Annotated in this window: 17 protein-coding genes; 12 read left to right on the forward strand and 5 right to left on the reverse strand. The window is 66.6% G+C overall.

Annotated elements, in window-relative coordinates; all coding sequences use genetic code 11:
- Positions 1 to 9: 9 nt before the first annotated feature.
- Positions 10 to 648 carry a response regulator transcription factor gene (locus DUGA2_RS20520; RefSeq protein ID WP_070271337.1) on the forward strand — a complete coding sequence of 213 codons (639 nt, stop codon included), beginning with the start codon at positions 10 to 12 and terminating at the stop codon, positions 646 to 648.
- A 4-nt stretch (positions 649 to 652) separates the two neighbouring features.
- Here DUGA2_RS20520 and DUGA2_RS20525 read toward each other — a convergent pair whose 3' ends face one another.
- The 5 genes from DUGA2_RS20525 to DUGA2_RS20545 all read right to left on the reverse strand — a co-directional run bounded on the left by DUGA2_RS20525 (position 653) and on the right by DUGA2_RS20545 (position 4,683).
- Positions 653 to 1,309 (reverse strand): YoaK family protein, encoded by a 657-nt coding sequence (locus DUGA2_RS20525; RefSeq protein WP_070271338.1) that lies wholly within the window; start codon positions 1,307 to 1,309, stop codon positions 653 to 655.
- Complete coding sequence (locus DUGA2_RS20530) at positions 1,309 to 1,722, reverse strand: DoxX family protein (RefSeq protein WP_070271407.1); 414 nt, start codon at positions 1,720 to 1,722, stop codon at positions 1,309 to 1,311. The genes DUGA2_RS20525 and DUGA2_RS20530 overlap by 1 nt, the downstream gene beginning before the upstream one ends.
- The gene (locus DUGA2_RS20535) at positions 1,722 to 3,644 is read right to left on the reverse strand and encodes an amidohydrolase (RefSeq protein ID WP_070271339.1); all 1,923 of its coding nucleotides are present in this window, start codon (positions 3,642 to 3,644) and stop codon (positions 1,722 to 1,724) included. The genes DUGA2_RS20530 and DUGA2_RS20535 overlap by 1 nt, the downstream gene beginning before the upstream one ends.
- Complete coding sequence (locus DUGA2_RS20540; protein ID WP_083296388.1) at positions 3,644 to 3,913, reverse strand: DUF1427 family protein; 270 nt, start codon at positions 3,911 to 3,913, stop codon at positions 3,644 to 3,646. The genes DUGA2_RS20535 and DUGA2_RS20540 overlap by 1 nt, the downstream gene beginning before the upstream one ends.
- A 113-nt stretch (positions 3,914 to 4,026) precedes the next feature.
- Positions 4,027 to 4,683, reverse strand: coding sequence for a response regulator transcription factor (locus tag DUGA2_RS20545; protein WP_070271340.1), 657 nt, complete (start codon positions 4,681 to 4,683; stop codon positions 4,027 to 4,029).
- A 168-nt stretch (positions 4,684 to 4,851) separates the two neighbouring features.
- Here DUGA2_RS20545 and DUGA2_RS20550 point away from each other — a divergent pair, with 168 nt between their 5' ends.
- From DUGA2_RS20550 to DUGA2_RS20600, 11 genes are all read left to right on the forward strand, one after another.
- Positions 4,852 to 5,184, forward strand: a complete 333-nt coding sequence (locus tag DUGA2_RS20550; RefSeq protein ID WP_070271341.1) for a hypothetical protein — start codon at positions 4,852 to 4,854, stop codon at positions 5,182 to 5,184.
- Between the two features lie 18 nt (positions 5,185 to 5,202).
- The gene (locus DUGA2_RS20555) at positions 5,203 to 5,907 is read left to right on the forward strand and encodes a response regulator transcription factor (protein ID WP_070271342.1); all 705 of its coding nucleotides are present in this window, start codon (positions 5,203 to 5,205) and stop codon (positions 5,905 to 5,907) included.
- A 118-nt stretch (positions 5,908 to 6,025) separates the two neighbouring features.
- Positions 6,026 to 6,295 (forward strand): hypothetical protein, encoded by a 270-nt coding sequence (locus tag DUGA2_RS20560; RefSeq protein WP_070271343.1) that lies wholly within the window; start codon positions 6,026 to 6,028, stop codon positions 6,293 to 6,295.
- Positions 6,296 to 6,380: 85 nt separating this feature from the next.
- Positions 6,381 to 8,522 carry a TonB-dependent receptor gene (locus tag DUGA2_RS20565; protein WP_070271344.1) on the forward strand — a complete coding sequence of 714 codons (2,142 nt, stop codon included), beginning with the start codon at positions 6,381 to 6,383 and terminating at the stop codon, positions 8,520 to 8,522.
- Between the two features lie 51 nt (positions 8,523 to 8,573).
- Positions 8,574 to 9,227, forward strand: coding sequence for a MarR family transcriptional regulator (locus DUGA2_RS20570; protein WP_008449769.1), 654 nt, complete (start codon positions 8,574 to 8,576; stop codon positions 9,225 to 9,227).
- Positions 9,228 to 9,317: 90 nt separating this feature from the next.
- On the forward strand, positions 9,318 to 9,860 hold the full coding sequence (locus tag DUGA2_RS20575) for a carboxymuconolactone decarboxylase family protein (RefSeq protein WP_070271345.1): 543 nt from the start codon (positions 9,318 to 9,320) through the stop codon (positions 9,858 to 9,860).
- Positions 9,861 to 9,965: 105 nt separating this feature from the next.
- Positions 9,966 to 10,796, forward strand: coding sequence for a rhombotarget lipoprotein (gene rhlP / locus DUGA2_RS20580; RefSeq protein WP_070271346.1), 831 nt, complete (start codon positions 9,966 to 9,968; stop codon positions 10,794 to 10,796).
- Positions 10,789 to 11,316, forward strand: a complete 528-nt coding sequence (locus DUGA2_RS20585; RefSeq protein ID WP_070271347.1) for a rhomboid family intramembrane serine protease — start codon at positions 10,789 to 10,791, stop codon at positions 11,314 to 11,316. Before rhlP ends, DUGA2_RS20585 begins: the two co-directional genes overlap by 8 nt.
- Positions 11,317 to 11,456: 140 nt before the next feature.
- On the forward strand, positions 11,457 to 13,853 hold the full coding sequence (locus DUGA2_RS20590) for a TonB-dependent receptor (protein WP_070271348.1): 2,397 nt from the start codon (positions 11,457 to 11,459) through the stop codon (positions 13,851 to 13,853).
- A complete protein-coding gene (locus DUGA2_RS20595) occupies positions 13,854 to 15,254 on the forward strand; it encodes a serine hydrolase (protein ID WP_070271349.1) in 1,401 nt (466 codons plus the stop codon).
- Entirely contained in the window at positions 15,251 to 16,168 is a 918-nt protein-coding gene (locus DUGA2_RS20600; RefSeq protein WP_070271350.1) for a MaoC/PaaZ C-terminal domain-containing protein, read from the forward strand. Before DUGA2_RS20595 ends, DUGA2_RS20600 begins: the two co-directional genes overlap by 4 nt.
- Positions 16,169 to 16,232: the final 64 nt, after the last annotated feature.

Consider the following 16,232-nt stretch of genomic DNA (forward strand, 5'->3'; position numbering starts at 1 on the left):
CTGGATCGTATGGAAACAAGCAACACCCCTCGCCCCATCAGCGTCCTTGTCGTTGACGACCACCCCTTGCTGCGCACGGGGTTGGGCGAAGCCATCGCCAGCCAGGCCGATATGCGCGTGGCCGGCGAGGCCTGCAACGGCCGCGACGCGGTCGAGCTGTACCACACCCTGCGCCCCGACGTCACCATCATGGACATCGCCATGCCGGAGATGTGCGGCGTGACGGCGCTGCAGGAGATACGTCGCGAGCATCCCGGCGCCCGCATCGTCATGCTGACCACCTACAAGGGCGACGTGCAGATCATGCGCGCCGTGCAGGGCGGCGCGGCGGGCTTTTTATTGAAGAGTACCTTGCGCAAGGATTTGCTGGATACGATACGCGGCGTGCACCAGGGGCAGCGCCGCATCCCGCCGGAGATCGCGATGGAACTGGCCCAGCACATGGGCCAGGGGCCGTTGAGCCCGCGCGAAACGGAAGTGCTGAATCACGCCGCCACCGGCCACTCCAACCGCCGCATCGCCGAGCAGCTGGCGATTTCGGAAGAGACGGTGAAGGCGCACATGAAGAACGTGCTGGCCAAGCTGGCCGCGAACGACCGCACCCACGCGGTGACGATCGCCCTGCGGCGCGGGATCATCTCGATCTGAACTGTTAATCGTTGGCCGCGCAGGCCAGCCAAAGCAGCAGCGCGCAAGGCAGCAGCAGGCCATTGAAACCGGCCAGCATGAAGGCCAGCGCGCCGCTGATGCAGCCGACGGCAAACGCCAGCACCGGCCAGACCAGCTTCTTCAGGCGCGCCCGCGCATCGGCGTCGCCGCGCAGCATGTCCACCAGATCGATCACCAGCTGCGTCACATTGCCGGTCATGACGGTGGTGGCGGCCACCTTCCCCAGCAACAGCTTGCCGTAGGCGTTCTGCACCGCCATCGCGCCCGCGCACAGCATGCCGGTCAACATGATCAGCGGCGCATCCGGCCGGCCGACCGGCGTGGCCAGCCAGGCGCAGGCAACGCTGGCCGCCATCAACAGCGTCTGCAGCAGCAGGCTGTTACGCAGCTGGCGGCCGCCGCTGCGCTCCCAATGCAGTATCAGCAAGCGCGCCAGCGCCACCCCCAGCACGAACACCGGGAACACCAGCAGCTTGAGCCAGATGTCCGGCGCCGGCTGCGCCATGCCCCGGCCCAGCAGCACGAAGTTGCCGGTAACGTGGGCGGTGAACAATCCGAACAGGCCGATGAAGCCCAAGGTGTCGACATAGCCGGCCAGGAAGCCCAGCGCCACGCTTTGTCTTGTATCGCCGCGCTCCATCAGGGCTCCTTGCGCAGGTCGTGCCATGCCACCAGCAGGAAGGCGCCCGCCAGGCCGAGGTGTTCATAGAAGCCGTTGGCCGCCATGAAGCGCTCCGGTCCCGCGATTTCCCAATAGCGGTTGGCGAGCAGAGTCGCCATCAGCGTGAACACGGCCAGGTAGCCCGCGCCCAGCCAGCGATAGAAGCCGCTCAGTATCAGCAGCGACGCACCCAGCTCGCCGGCGATCACCAGCGCGGCCATCGGGCCGGCCGGCGACAGGCCAAAGTGCTGCATCTCGCCGACGGCGGACTGGAAGTCCATCAGCTTGTTGATGCCGCCTTGCAGATAGGCGGCACAGATCAGCAGCAGGCAGATCCAGCGTAGCGACGGCGTGGCCAGCCGCGTCAGTATAGGTTTGATCGGCGCCGTCATCACACCGCCCAGCAGGCGCAACCCAGCGCGCCCCAGAAACTCTTCAGATCGGACGTCGGCAGCTTGCTGGCCCACGCCGTCGCGTGCTGGTGGCCGTGGACGTTGCACTGGTTGGCGCAGCCGCATGCGGCCTGCTGTTGGCGCAGCTGCTGCTGTTCGCGCTTGCGCTGCTCAAGCTCCTTCAGCGCGGCGCGGTTGTTACCGATCTGCTCACCCCAGCCGGCGTAGCCGCCGAAACGGCGCACCGGCGACCAGTCCGGCATGGCCGGCGGCGGCGCCTCGTCGTAGCTGGCGAACTCGCCGGCCGCGTAGACGATCTTGCCGCCGACGATGGTCAGGCGCGAGCTCAAGTCGGCGATCTCGCTTTCGGCGCAGGCGTAGAAGTCCTTGTCCGGCACGATCAGGTCGGCCAGCTGGCCGGCCTCGATGCGGCCCTTCTTGCCCTCCTCGTTGGAGAACCAGGTGGTGTTCTCGGTCCACATGCGCAGCGCCGTTTCGCGGTCCAGGCAATTGGCGCGCGGGTACATCTGCATGCCGCCCACGGTCTTGCCGGTGATGAGCCACGACAGCGATACCCACGGGTTGTACGAGGCCACGCGGGTGGCGTCGGTGCCGGCGGACACCTTGACGCCCGCTTCCAGGATCTTCTTCACCGGCGGCGTGGCTTCGGCCGCGCCGTGGCCGTAACGCTCGACGAAGTACTCGCCCTGGTAGGCCATGCGGTGCTGCACGGCGACGCCGCCGCCCAGTGCCGCGATGCGGTCGATGGACTGGTCGGAGATGGTCTCGGCGTGGTCGAAGAACCAGTTCAGGCCAGTCAGCGGGATGTCCTGGTTGACGCGTTCGAACACGTCCAGCGCGCGGCTGATGGTTTCGTCATAGGTGGCGTGCATGCGCCACGGCCAGCGGTTCTGCGCCAGCACGCGCACCACGCCTTCCAGGTCGTCCTCCATATTGTCCGGCATGTCCGGGCGCGGCTGGCGGAAGTCCTCGAAGTCGGCGGCCGAGAAGGTCAGCATCTCGCCGGCGCCGTTGTGGCGGAAGTAGTCGTCGCCCTGCTGGTACTTGACGCTCTGGGTCCAGTTCAGGAAGTCTTCCTTTTCGTGCGCGGGCTTTTGCGTGAACAGGTTGTAGGCCAGGCGTATCGTCAGCTGCCTGGCGTCCGCCAGCTGCTGGATCACCTGGTAGTCTTCCGGATAATTCTGGAAGCCGCCGCCGGCGTCGATGGCGCCGGTGACGCCGAGGCGGTTCAGTTCGCGCATGAAGTGGCGGGTCGAATTGACCTGGTATTCCAGCGGCAGCTTGGGGCCTTTCGACAGCGTCTGGTACAGGATGGCCGCATTCGGCTTGGCCAGCAGCAGGCCGGTGGGGTTGCCGGCGCCGTCGCGCAGGATCTGGCCGCCGTGCGGTTCCGGCGTGTCCTTGGTGTAGCCGACGGCGCGCAGCGCGGCGCCATTCAACAGCGCGCGGTCATACAGGTGCAGGATGAACACCGGCGTGTCCGGCGCCACCGCGTTCAGTTCCTCGATGGTCGGCAGGCGCTTCTCGGCGAATTGATGTTCGGTGAAGCCGCCCACCACGCGCACCCATTGCGGCGCGGGCGTGATCGCCACCTGCGCCTTCAGCATGCCCATCGCATCGGCCAGGCTGCGCACGCCGTCCCAGCGCAGCTCCAGGTTGAAATTCAGGCCGCCGCGGATGATGTGGCAGTGGTTGTCGATCAGGCCGGGCAGCACGCGCTTGCCTTGCAGGTCGATGACGCGGGTGCGCGGGCCCGCCAGCGCCATGATCTCGTTGGCGCGGCCGACGTGGGTGAAGCGGCCGTCCTTGATGGCGACGGCTTCGGCGTGCGGATTGCTGCGATCGAGCGTGGTGAACAGGCCGCGGTGCAGGATCAGGTGGGGCGTTTGGTCTTGGCTCATCATGCATCCCCTTTGGTTTCGTCATTCTTTTGCGCGGACGGCAGCTGGCCGAAGCAATGCGGCTTCACGTGCTGTTCGAACCACGAGACCTGCCTGGACTCCGGCTGCCACAGCTGGCGCAGCAGCGGCGGCAGCTGCTCGCCGAGCAGGATGCCCAGCAGGCCGACCAGCGCCACCACCGGCGGCGCCGGCGAGCGCACGTTCAGGAAGCCATAGATTAATCCAACCAGCAGGCCAACGGCCAGCGACACGATATACATTTTCGACATGGGGTTCCTCGGATAGGGGATAAAACTGCACACCTCCAGTCTAGACAACCCCGCCCTTTTTGCCATCACCGGGAATGATCGCCGTTTGCTCACCCTTTGGGGATAGGCTGCGCTCAACCGCCTGTGCCGCAGGCATGCAGGTCGATGATGCCGCGTTCGATCGACAGCGTCACCGCATGGGTGCGGTCGCTGGCGTTCAGCTTGGCCAGGATGTTCTTCATGTGCACCTTGACGGTTTCTTCTGAAATCGCCAGGTGCATGCCGATGCGCTTGTTGCTCTGGCCTCCGGCCACCAGCTGCAGCACCTCGATCTCGCGCTTGCTCAGCGCATTCTCATACCAATGCTCGGCCATGCCGCAGGCCACCGCCGCCTGGATGCTGCGCCGCCCTTCGTGCACGCTGCGCACCGTCGCCAGCAACTCCTTGCGCAGCATGTTCTTGAGCAGGTAGCCTGAGGCGCCGGCAGCGATCGCGCGCCGGGCCAGCACGTCGCCCTCGTAGGTGGTCAGCACCACGATGCGGGCGTTGGGGAATTCGCTGCGGATGGCGATGGTGGCGTCGATGCCGCTCATGCCCGGCATCTGGATGTCCATCAGCGTGACGTCGGGCCGCAGCCGGCGATAGCACTCGATGGCCTGCTCTCCCGTGGTGGCCTCGCCCACCAGGCGCATGTCGTCCTCGGCGGCGAGGACGCTGGCTATGCCTTCGCGGAACATCGGATGGTCGTCCACGCTCAGTACAGTAATCGGCGTTGTCTGGGCCGTAGTCATTGGCGTTCTCAAAATCTTGCGGGGAAGCGGCAGCATGACACAAATACGCCGCCCCGGCCATACCCCCATCTAGGTAGTCCCCGCACCCCGTATCGGGGCGTGGCAAAACGTTACAGAAAGCTTAATCTTCAGCCTGGCATAGCGACACATCGTAAAGGGCGAACAAACATGCGTGGATACACATCCGGTTTTCCACGGGGGAGCGCGGGCGCGGGACTGCTGCTGTTGCGCCTCGCGCTCGCGGCGCAGCTGCTGTGGCACCTGGCCGGCGCGGCCACGGCCTGGTGGCACACCACGCTGGCGGTGCTGCTGTCCCTGATGCTGGCCGCCGGACTACTGACGCCGGTGGCGGCCGCGCTGTGCGCTTGCTACCACCTGCTGTATGCCGGCCATGCGGGTTCGCTGATCGCCGCAGCCACCGCCATCGCCCTGGTATTGATGGGGCCCGGCGCCTACGCGGCGGACGCCCGCCTGTTCGGGCGGCGCAAGATTTTAATGTAACGACCTGGGAGAATTGACATGCGACTGGATACCAAAAACTGGCCTCACGCCGCAATCGGCGGCAATGGCGCGGCGGTTGCCGGCACCATCGCCAACCACGACAGCAAGGTGCGCGTGCTGATCGCGCACAGCGACGCCATCGTCAGCGCAGGACTGGCCGCGCTGCTCGGCGCCGAGGGCGACATGCAGGTGGCGCAGGGCGAGGCCATGGCCCTGCCACAGCCCGTGCAGGCCGACGTGATCGTCCTCGATCACAAGGGCGCGCTGGAATACATGCGCCGCTGCGCCAACGCGCCGCAGCACGCCGGCGCGCAGGCGCGCGTGCTGATCGTCACACAGATGGAGCGCGAATGGGAAGTGCGCACCGCGATGATGGCGGGCGTGCACGGCTACCTGCTGCAAAACTGTACGCCCGACCAGGTGCCGGCGGCGGTGCGCTCGCTGAGCCGCGGCATACGCTACCTGAGCGCGGACCTGAGCCGCTGCGTGGCCGACAGCTTCACCCGCATCGGCCTGACCAGCCGCGAGACGGACGTGCTGCAGTTGCTGGCCCAGGGCCAGTGCAACAAGTCCATCGCGCGCGAACTGGGCATCGGCGTCGGCACCGTCAAGACCCACGTCAAAGGTTTATTCGACAAGCTTGGCGCAACGGCACGCACCCACGCCGTGGTGCTGGCCACGCGGCGCGGTCTGGTGGGCGACGGCGCCATCAGCCAGCATTGACTTCATTACGAGATTGTCATTGGCGTATCCGGCGCAAGCGCTGTAGAATCGCCGCATGCAAGCACATACACGCTCCGTAGGCACATCGCATCATAAGACGCGCACCCAGCGCGTCCTGATGTTTTTCGTGCTGGTGTTCCTGTCGCTGCAACTGATCGGGGCGAGTTCGCACAAGCACTCGTACACCGAAACGCAAAACGATTGCGCCTCGTGCGTGATCGCGCATATGCCGGCGGGCGTTCCGCCGCCGGCCATTGCGGTGCTTCCGGCGGCGATGCTGGCCGCCCTCCTCGTCCTCGTTCCGCAGCGTTCCGTTCGGGCCCTCCGAACCGACTTCCTCACCCCGCCCTCGCACGCGCCGCCCGGCGTTGCCGCTATCTCCTTCTGATCCGCTTCTTTTAGCACCGTTTAACACGGCCGCACTTTGCGTCCCGTGCGCGTACTCGCGCGCCTGAACATTTCAAGGATTTACCATGCAACGCACGCCACAACTCCGTACCATGCCACTGCTGCTGGCCGCAGCTTTCTACGCCCACCACGCCAGCGCCGCCGAAGACGGCAGCCCAGCGATGCAACAGGTGGAAGTCACCGCCGCCCACTTGAAGAGCGCGCGCATCGACCTGTCGCCCAACGTCGGCACCACCGTCTACTCCATCGACCGCCATATGATCGAGCAGCTGGGCCAGGGCGACAACACACCGTTCAATGAAGTGCTGCTGCGCCTGCCCGGCGTGAGCCAGGATTCGAAAGGCTCGGGCTCCATCCACGTGCGCGACGATCACGCCAACGTGCAGTACCGCGTCAACGGCGTGCAGCTGCCGGAGTCGATCACCGGATTCGGCCAATCGATCGACACCCGTTTCGTCCAGCAGACCGATTTCATCACCGGCGCGCTGCCGGCGCAATTCGGCCTGCGCACTTCCGGCATCGTCGATATCCAGACCAAGGAAGGCACGGTCAAATCCGGCGGCCGCATCGGCGTGCTGGTGGGCAGCCATGACTACGTGGCGCCAAGCGCGGAATTCTTCGGCACGCAGGGCGCGTTCAACTACTACCTGTCCGGCAGCTATCTGTCGAATGCCCTGGGCATCGAGAATCCGCTGCCGACCCGCAGCGCGCTGCACGACCGCACCAGGCAAAGCAAATCCTTCGGCGCCCTGTCGTGGTTCCTGGACGAGCAGACCCGCCTGGGCCTGATGTTCGGCACCTACAACGGCCGCTTCCAGATTCCGAACAATCCGGACCAGGCGCCCGCCTTTTCGCTGACCCGCCAGAGCGACGCAACAGCCGGCACCAGCAAGCTGCCGTCGGCACAGCTGGACGAGCGCCAGCGCGAGACCAACCGCTTCCTGGTGCTGTCGCTGCAAAAGAGCGTGGGCGACTTGAACTACCAGGTATCGGCCTTCCATCAATACTCCGAGCTGCACTACACGCCCGATGCGCTGGGCGATTTGATCTACAACGGCGTGGCCTCGGACACGCTGCGCTCCAACTCGGCCAGCGGCGCGCAGTTCGACGCCAGCTACAAACTGACCGACAACCACACCGTGCGCGCCGGCCTGGCCTACTCGCGCCAGACCACCCACAGCGACAACGCGGTCGCCGTGTTCGACACCGACGGCAGCGGCGCGCAGTCCGGCACCGATCCGCGCACCATCATCGACAACGGCAGCAAGACCGGCAAGCTGTCCAGCTTCTACCTGCAGGACGAATGGCATATCGCCGCGCCGCTGACGCTGAACTACGGCCTGCGCTTCGACAAGGTATCGGCCTACGTCGACGAGCAGCAATGGAGCCCGCGCGTCAACCTGGCCTACCAGCTGGCCAGGGGCACGGCGCTGCACGCCGGCTACTCGCGCTACTTCACTCCGCCGCCGCAGGAGCTGGCCGCGCAATCGAGCATCGACAAGTACGCCGGCACCTCCAACGCACCGCAGGTGCCGGTGTCGGACAACGTCAAGGCCGAGCGCACCAACTACTACGACATCGGCTTGAGCCACCAGTTCAGCGAAGAGCTGACCGTGACGGCCGACGCCTACTACAAGAAAATCCGCAACATGCTGGATGAAGGCCAGTTCGGCCAGGCGCTGATACTGTCGCCGTTCAACTATGATCGCGGCTACGCCAAAGGCGTGGAACTGTCGGCCGTGTACAACCGCGCCAACTGGGGCGGCTTCCTGAACCTGACCACGCAGCAGGCCAAGGGCCAGAACATCGTCTCCGGCCAGTCGCTGTTCGGGCCGGACGAGCTGGCGTACATCGCCAACCACTATATCTACGTCGACCACGACCAGACCTACACGGTATCGGGCGGCGCCCACTACCACTGGGGCGACACCAGGTTGAGCGGCGACTTCCTGTACGGCAGCGGCTTGCGCATGACGCCGGACGGCGCCGCGCCGAACTCCGGCACGCTGCCGCACTACACCACGGTCAACCTGTCGCTGACACACGACTGGAAGAATACGGCAGTGGGCAATATCGAAGGCCGCCTGGCGCTGGTCAACGCCTTCGATAAATCCTATCTGCTGCGCGACGGTTCCGGCGTAGGCGTGGGCGCTCCGCAGTACGGTGCTCGCCGCACGCTTTACGCTGGAATTTCGGTCGGATTCTGATTTTAGTTAGGAGTCCTTGATAAACTGGAATTCCTGTGTATAATCGGCGGCATGGACAGCAAAACCAACAAGCCGTGGCAGGATACGCCTGATGTGTCAGCGCGCATCATCTCCTCTATCGGACGCATCGCCAGTGTGATGCGCTCCGGTATGTGGGAGTTCGCCACCGCCGAAAACCTCAATCCGGCGCAGGCCGAGATACTGCAGCTGCTGCAAGGCCGCAAGCAGGGAGTGCGCTTGTCCTGGCTGGCGTCGCAGCTGTCGATCAGCGCGGCCAGCGCCAGCGATTCGGTGTCGGCCCTGGCGGCCAAGGGCTTGCTGTACAAGGCCAAGGCGGAGGACGACGGCCGCGCCACGGCGCTGTTCCTGACCGACGACGGCGCCGCCATGGCGGCCCGCATCGGCGGCGCATTGGGCTTTGCCGAAGACGCCGCGGCCGCCCTGCCCGCCGCCCAGCAGGCCGAGTTGCTGAGCGGTTTATTCAAGCTGATCGCCCAGTTGCAAAAGACCGAGCGCTTCCCCGAGATGCGGGCCTGCCTGTCGTGCCAGTACTTCGAAGCGAACCGCCATCCCGGCAAGCCGGCGCCGCATCACTGCGGGCTGGTGAACGCGCCGCTGTCGGTGGCGCTGCTGCGCATCGATTGTCCCGAACAGGTGCCGGCCGATCCGGCCACGCGCCAGCGCAACTGGAAGGTGTTTGCCTGAGATTTTTTTTGACCATATTAATTAGGACTCCTATTTGTTTTTACCCGCAGCACCTTAGTCGTACTTTTTTAACCCATGAAAGGAAACACCATGAACCGCATCGCTCTCGTCTCCCCCGCCGACACCACCGGCGAACGCCAACAACTGCTGGCGCAAATCCACGGCGCGTTCGGCGCCACGCCGAACATGTTCAAGGCCGTCGCCAATTCGACCGCCGCGCTGAAAAGCATGTGGGGCGCGTTCGGCGCCCTGGGCGGCGGCGTCATCGACGCCAAGCTGGGCGAGCAGATCGCCGTCGCCATCGCCGACCGCAACGAGTGCGACTACTGCCTGGCCGCGCACACGGCGCTGGGCCGCAAGGCCGGCGCCAGCGCCGAGGAGATGAGCGCGGCGCAAGCCGGCCAGTCCGACTATCCAAGGACCGCCGCCGCGCTGCGCTTCGCCACCGCCGTCGTCAACAACCGCGCGCAGATCGCCGACGAGGAAGTGGAAGCGCTGCGCGCGGCCGGCTTCGACGACGAAGCCATCGTCGAGATCATGGCCCACGTCGCGCTGAACCTGTTCACCAACTACGTCAACGTCGCCTTCAAGGTGCCGGTCGACTTCCCGTCGGTGAAGCTGCGCGCCAAGTAAAGTCCACCGGGGCGATACCGCCTGTAGCACAGGGTGATACCCGGGCAACCGGGCTTTCACCCGGGGTTTCAGGAACGCATAATCCGCCACTACCGGAGAATCCACATGCGTATCCTGAATATCCTGATCATTGCGCTGGCGGCGGCCTTGCTGTCGAGCTGCGCTTCCATGAGCTACAGCCGCAGCGTCAAGCAGACCGGCAGCATCGTCGACTATCTCTACCCGGACGCCAGGTCCGCGCCGGCCATGACGCCCACCATCACGCGCCTGCGGCCGCCGGTGCGGGTCGGCATCGCCTTCGTGCCCGGCGCCGGCTGGGGCAACGGCCTGCCGGAGACGGCGCGCATGAAACTGCTGGAACGCGTGCGCGACTCCTTCTCCAAGCACCCATACATCGGCAAGATCGAGATCATCCCGACGCAGTACATGCGCGCCAAGGGCGGCTTCACCAACCTTGAACAGGTGGCGCGCATGTTCGACGTCGAGGTGGTGGCCCTGCTCTCCTACGACCAGGTGCAGTTCAACGACTCCAACGCGCTGTCGGTGCTGTACTGGACCATCATCGGCGCCTACGTGGTGCACGGCGACCAGTACGATGTGCAGACCATGCTGGACGCCTCGGTGTTCGATGTACAGAGCCGCAAGCTGCTGTTCCGCGCGCCGGGCACCAGCCAGGTCAAGGGCAGCGCCAGCTGGGCGGGCTTCAGCGAAAAATCCCGCGCCGCGCAGACCGAAGGCTATAACGCCGCCGTCGACCAGCTGGTTCCCAACCTGCAGGCGGAGCTGGACAACTTCCGCGAGCGCATCAAGCACGACGCCAATTACCAGGTCGAGAACAAGGAAGGCTACAAGGGCGGCGGCGCGATGGACTGGGCCGGCCTGGCGCTGGTCGCGCTGCTGGCTGGCCTGGCGTGGGGACTGCGGCGCCGTGAATGAGCTGCTGGAGTTCGACCGCCACGCGCTGCTGGCCGGGCAGTTGTGGCGGCTGTGGACCGGACACCTGGTCCACTACACGCCGCAACACGCGCTGATCGATTTCGCGGTGGTGCTGGCCGCCGCCGTGATCGTGGTGCAGCTGAGCGCCACGCCGGCCATCGGCATGCGCCGTCTGGCGCTGGCGCTGTGCCTGGGCGCTCCGTTCATTTCAGCGGGGATGCTGCTGATCGCGCCCGGCTGCGTCAGCTATCGCGGCGCCTCGGGCATCGCCGCCATGCTGGTGGTGATGGCGGGCGGCGCGCTGTGGCCGCGCGCGGCGCGTTCGGTGCGCGCCGCGCTGCTGCTGATGGCCGCCACGCTGCTGGCCAAGATCGGCGCCGAGGCTGCGGGCGCGGTCCACGGCTTGAGCGATCTACCGGCCGACGTGGTGGTCGCCTGGCAGGCGCACCTGCTGGGCGTGGCCGCGGGCGCCATCGCGTTCGCGTTCGCGGCCCGCAAGCCCCGGCTGCAACTGGATTAACTATCAATATAAATCCTACTTGTTTGTGTTTCACAAGCCTCACCATTGCCGTTAATTCTTGTGTATCTGGCATGGATATAGGCATAATCGCTCGGACTTAAACGATCACGGCCCGATGTGTATCCTAACTGGAGTACGACATGAGCATCCCCGCCCGCACCGTCATTTCCGCCAGCCTGGCCGCTGCCTTCCTCGCACCGGCCGCGTGGGCGGCGGACGAGATTCCGTCGGTGGTCGTCACCGCGCAATCCCGCAAGCAGTTCGTGCAGGACGTGCCGATGACCATACAGGTATTGACCGCCAAGGACATCGACGCCATCGGCGCCAAGGACCTGGGCGACTTGAACGGCTACATACCGGGCCTGGTGGTGGACGCGGTCGAGCCGACCCAGCCCGGCTTCGGCATACGCGGCGTGCAGACGGGCGATTTCGGCATCGCCACCGATTCGCCGGTCGGCATCTATGTCGATGGCGTCTACACCGGCAAGACCGGCGGCGCGCTGATGAACTTCATCGACATCCAGCGCATCGAGGTGATCAAGGGGCCGCAGGGCACGCTGTTCGGCCGTAATAGCGCGGCCGGCGCCATCGCCATCACCACCAACGAACCTGGCAAGGAAGTCGACGCCGCCGGCCGCGTCAAACTGGGCAAATACGGCCGCGCCAATGCCGACGTGATGATCAACCTCCCGATCAGCGACACCTTCGCCGCTCGGCTGGTGGCGGTGCGCTCGGGCAGCGAGGGCTGGGTCGACAACACCAGCACCGGCAAGAAGTCCGGGGGCGACAAGGACTGGGCCACCCGCCTGATGTTGCGCAAGGACTTCGACGCCGCCAAGCTGGTGTTCGCGTGGGAGCACGAGAACATGGAGCAGTACGGCCGCCCTGCCTTCGGCGTCATCAAGGATCCCCGGCTGCCGCTGGGCGGCTACACCGGCGTCTACGACGCGGCCTACACCGCCAACTTCGTCAACCCGTTCACCGCGCCGCTGCAGAACGACCAGCAAGGCACCGAGGGCCGCATGTTCGACGGCGCCACGCTGCGCTTCGAAACGCCGCTGGCCGGCATGGTGTTCAACTCCACCACCGCCTACCGCCGCTTCACCACCCACAACATCACCGACAACGACGGCGGCAACCGCCCCGACCTGTACCTGACCACGCAGGACGCCAAGCGCGCCCGCAGCTTCCAGCAGGAGTTCAAACTATCCGGCAAGAGCGGCCAGCTCGATTGGATCGCGGGCCTGAGCTTCTACCACAACAACGAGCATCAGGACGCCGGCGCCTTCGTCACCACCGGCACGCTCGACACCCTGAGCCAGTTCGCCGGCGGCCAGCCGAATTTCGCCATGCTGTTCGGCGGGCTGGCGGCGGCGGGCCTGCCGGGCGTCGGTCCCGATACGGTGTTCAGCTGGGACGAGTCGCACTACAGCGACGTCCGCACCAGGTCGGCCTCGATCTACGGCGACACCATCTGGCACCTGTCGCCGTCGACCAACGTCACCGCCGGCCTGCGCTACACGCAGGACAAGAAGCAGATGACCTGGTTCGTGCCGGGCCGCGTGTCGCCGCAGCTGGACAACTTCCTCAACAGCTATGGGCCGCTGGCCGGGCTGGATGCGTCGGCCTTCCCGTCCAATGTGATCTTCAGCACGGCCGCGCAACTGGCGGCGTCGCCGGTGACGCGCGAGAAGGACTGGACCGACTGGAGCCCGCGCCTGGTGCTGGACCATAAGCTGAACCAGGACACGCTGCTGTTCACCTCCCTGTCGCGCGGCTACCAGGCGGGCGGCTTCAACATCTTCACGCCGCCCAATCCCGCCGCGCCGGCCGCCGCCGGCAAGGACCCGAGCTTCGCGCCGGAGAAGATGACCAACTTCGAAGCCGGCGTGAAGCTGGCCCTGCCCGCGCTGCGCGCCACGGTCAACGCCTCGCTGTTCGCCTACAAGTTCAAGAACCTGCAGGACATCCAGCTGTACAGCGTGGGTACGGTGCCGACCTATAACGTGGTGTCCAGCGACCAGAAGGCGCATGGCCTGGACCTCGATGGCCGCATCCGCATCTCGCCGCGCGTGACGGTGTTCGGCGGCATGGAGTATATCGACCAGACCTACACCCGCTACCAGCGCCTCGACGCCGCCGGCAACGTCACGCTGGACCTGGGCGGCCAGCCGGTCGGCACGCCGCGCGTGACGGCGATGGCGGGCGTGAACCTCAACTGGGAGACGCTGGGCGGCCGCAGCAGCCTGAATTTCCAGGGCACGCACGCGACCGCGCAGCGCTGCAACAACGACACCGCCAAGCTCCAGTGCCTGAGCACCGCGCAGCTCAAGACCGGCAAGGCCACCAGCAAGTTCGATCTGCGCCTGGCCTGGGACAGCCCCAGCTCACGCTACGGCGTGGCGCTGCTGGTCAACAATGTGTTCGACCAGCGCTACATCACCAATCTTGGCGGTCAAACCGAACAGTACGGCGGTCCCTACGCCTACCTCACGCCGCCGCGCATGATCGCTGTCGAATTCCGGGCCAGCCTGTAGATGGCGCGCTGGCTCAAGCTGGCCGCCGCGGCAGTGCTGGTGTTGCTGGTGCTCCTGGGCGGCGCGGTGTTGACGCTGGCGCTGCATCCGCCCGAGCTGCTGCGCGTCGGCGCAGGCTACGGCGCCAAGATGGTCTGCTCCAATGTCTTCATCGCCGGCCGCGACGCGCAGGCGGTGCTGGCCGACGATGTGCAAGCGCCCGGCCATCCCATCCTCAAGCTGCTGCGACTGCGCGTCGACACAGACCGCAAGCTGGTGCGCGCAGACCTGCTGGGCTTTGTCGGCAAGGGCCTGGCCGTGTACCGGCCCGGCACCGGCTGCGCGGTGGTGCCGGACGGCGAGGTCGGGAAGGCCATGCAGTACCAGTTTGCGCCGCTGAAGGTGTGGGCGCCCTCGTCCAGCGTGCCGTGGCCGACCGGCTCGCAGCCGGAAACGGTGCCGGCGGTGCAGGCCTTGCTTGAACAGGACGCGCTGGCCGGTCCCGGCATGCGCGGCATCGCCGTTATCCACCAGGGCCGCTTGATCGCGCAGCGCTACGGCGCGGGCTTCCACGCCGGCGTGCCGCTGCTGGGCTGGTCGATGACCAAGACAGTCAGCGCGGCGCTGGTCGGCATGCAGATCGCCGACGGCACGCTCAAGCCGCAGCAGAACGGTTTCTGGCCGGACGCCGGCGACCCGCGCGCGGCCATCACGCTGGCGCAGTTGATGGCGATGAGCAGCGGCCTGCAATTCAACGAGGGCTATGGCGCCGTCTCCGACGTGACGCGCATGCTGTACCTGGAGCCGGACATGGCGGCCTACAGCGGCTCGCTGCCGCTGGCGCAGGCGCCGGGCAGCACATGGAACTACTCCAGCGGCACCACGCTGCTGCTGTCGCGCATCTGGCAGCGCGCGGCGGCCGACGCCAAACACGCGGCGACATCGGCCGCCGTGCTGTCGCTGCCGCGCGAGCGCCTGTTCGATCCGCTGGGCATGAGCAGCGCCGTGATGGAAGCGGACGCGCGCGGCAATATGGTCGGTTCCAGCTATATGTATGCGAGCACGCAGGACTGGGCGCGCTTCGGCCAGTTCCTGTTGCAAGACGGCGTATGGCAGGGCAAGCGCCTGCTGCCCGAGGGCTTCGTCGCCGGCATGCAGCAGGTGGCGCCGGCATCGGGCGGTCAATATGGACAGGGCCAGGTGTGGCGCCGGGGGCCGTCCGGCGCGACGCCGGAAGGACAGAATCCCGATCTGCCGTTCAAGCTGCCGGCCGACACCTACTGGCTGGAAGGCCACGACGGCCAGAGCATCGCCATCGTGCCGTCGAAGCAGCTGCTGGTGGTGCGGCTGGGACTGACCCCGCACAGCTTGAACTATCAGCCGCAGGCGCTGCTGGCCGCCGTGGTCAAGGCGCTGGAATGATGGCGGCAGCCGGCGGCGCGGTTCCCTACAGCCTGTTGCGCCATCAGGGCGCGATGCTCAGGGCCACCGCCAGGATGCTGTTGCAGGCGGCCGGCAGGTCCGTGCTGCCATCATCCTCCGCACGCCGGCGCGCAAGCGCCCCGCCCCCTGCGCACGCCATCGCGCCGCTACGGCGCCGCATCGCCGCACCGCCGGCGCAACTGGTCGAACACTACATCCGCTGGTGCGGCGCGGCCGGCCGCTACGACGGCGAGCTGCCGCCGCATATGGTGTCGCAATGGAGCCTGCCGCTGGTGAGCGAGCTGCTGATGCAATTGCCCTACCGGCTCACCGGCATCATCAACCAGGGCGTGTCCATGATCGTGCACGGCCCTCTGCCGCGCGGCGCGGCGTTGATGCTGCACGCTTCGGTCGAGCAGGTCACGCAAGCCGACGGCTGGGCGAGAATCGTCGTCGCCATCGTCACCGGCACGGCGCAGGAAGCGCGGCTGGTGGAGACCAGGCTGCACATGCGGGTGCGCCTGCCCGGCCCGCGCAGCGCGCGCAAGGCGCCGGCGCGGCCGCCCGATCCGGCATGGCGGAACGCCGGCACATGGCGGGCCGAATCCAGCGACGGCCTGCGCTTCTCGCTGCTGACCGGCGACTTCAATCCCATCCACTGGTGCGGGCCGCTGGCGCGGCGCTCGGTGTTCGGCGCCAAGGTGCTGCACGGCTTCGGCAGCCTGGCGCGCAGCTGCGAGACGCTGGCGCCGGGCAGCTTCCGCGAGATCGAGGTGCGCTTCCTGCGCCCCGTCGCGCTGGACGGCGATGCATTGTCGGTGCAGCTGGCGCCCGAGGCCGATACCGACGGCCGGCGCGCGCTGCGGCTGGTCGGCGCGGCCGATACCGTGCATCTGGCCGGATGGCTGCGCTGATGTTGCGTGCCGCCGCCTGCCGGTGTATCGTCACCGCAGTTCAACCACTACCAAGGATGCAACG

This window comes from Duganella sp. HH101, from assembly GCF_001758795.1.
GTDB lineage: Bacteria > Pseudomonadota > Gammaproteobacteria > Burkholderiales > Burkholderiaceae_D > Rugamonas > Rugamonas rivuli.